Source organism: Actinoallomurus acaciae, from assembly GCF_042429965.1.
Lineage (GTDB): Bacteria > Actinomycetota > Actinomycetes > Streptosporangiales > Streptosporangiaceae > Actinoallomurus > Actinoallomurus acaciae.
Map to the genome: position 1 here is coordinate 1 of NZ_JBHLZP010001025.1, position 1,362 is coordinate 1,362.

Consider the following 1,362-nt stretch of genomic DNA (forward strand, 5'->3'; position numbering starts at 1 on the left):
CACGTCGCCGGGCTCCGGTTCCGGCGTCCCGGCCGCACGGACCAGCGACCCGGCGGGCACCGCGGTGACGGCGGTCCCGGTGCTCGAAGAGGCGGTCACCTCGGCGAGCGCGGCCTCCCACTCGGGCCGGGGCCAACGCAGCCCGAGCGCCTGGGCCTCGGTCTTCGGCGCGAACCTCCACCACCGCGGTTCCGGGCCGTCGTCCTCCGCGCGCACGAACAGCGCGCCGCCGGGCACGAGCAGGACGTCCCCGGCCGGTGCCACCACGGTCATGTCCCAGTCGTCGGCGATCCTTCGCGCCAGCGCGCCGCTCCCCCGCCGGTCGATCCCCGCGCCGGACATCGCCAGCACCACCTGGCCGGTCCGTTCGCGCGCGCGGGTCAGCACCTCGGCGAGCCGGGGCCAGAGCCCGTCGGCGAGATCGCCCGGAACGGCGACGACGACGAGCGTCGCCTCACCCGGCTCCACGGCGACGACCAGATCGGCCTGGCCTTCGGCGCGCGTCGCCTCGGCGCTGAGCAGGAACCGCCCGGCCAGTTCCTCGGCCTCGACCCGGCCGGCCCGCTGGTCGGCGGCGCCGGAGGCATTCTCCGTACTGACCGTACGGCCGGTCCTCCTGGACCGGCGTGCGGACGGCATGGACATCAGCCGTCTCCCCTCACCCGCCGTGCCCGTCCGACGGGACGAGACAGACTTTTCGGCAGCTACAGATCGGTTCAGCGTACGGTTATACGGGGCACTCTGGTAACCGGTTCAATACGGTTTGTTATGCAACATTTTGCGGGCGGTCCGTAACACCCGCGTACCGTGTCACGGCCGCTCGCCCGCGGTCAGACGGCGCTCCACTTCTGGTTCGACGTGCCCGCGCACTGCCACAGCTGGAGGCGGGTGCCGTTGGCCGTCTTCTTGTCCGTCACGTCCACGCACTTGTCGGCGCCGGAGTTCACCAGGTCGCCGGCGCTGTTGAGGTCGAACGTCTGGGCCGGTCCGCCGTGGCAGCGGGCGAGCTGGATCGTCGTGCCGTCGTCCGAGGAGCCCCACGCGACGTCCATGCACATGCCCATGGACCGAACGGAGCCGTCCGGTTCGAACGTCCACTTCTGCCAGCGCGCGCCCTGGCAGTTCCAGATCTGCAGCGGCGAGCCGTCCTTGGCGGTATGAGCGCTCACGCTGATGCACCGGCCCGAGGCGGCGCTGGTGATGGAGCGCGTGGAGGCCGCCGCCGCGCCGGCGTGGCCGCCCGAGGCGGGCCGAGGCGCGTGTCCCGCGGCCTTGGTCGTACCGGCCTTCGGATGACGGGTGTCGCTCTTGCCCGGCTTGGTCTTCGCGGACGGCGTGGCGCTCGGGCTGCCCGTCGAGGGC

The 1,362-nt window shown here is 72.8% G+C and carries 2 protein-coding genes; both read right to left on the minus strand.

Annotated elements, in window-relative coordinates; genetic code table 11:
* On the minus strand, positions 1-645 hold a 645-nt coding region (locus ACFFNX_RS50080), incomplete at its 3' end, for a hypothetical protein (RefSeq protein WP_378213551.1).
* Positions 646-830: 185 nt separating this feature from the next.
* A partial coding sequence (locus ACFFNX_RS50085; protein WP_378213552.1) for a ricin-type beta-trefoil lectin domain protein occupies positions 831-1,362 on the minus strand: 532 nt, incomplete at its 5' end.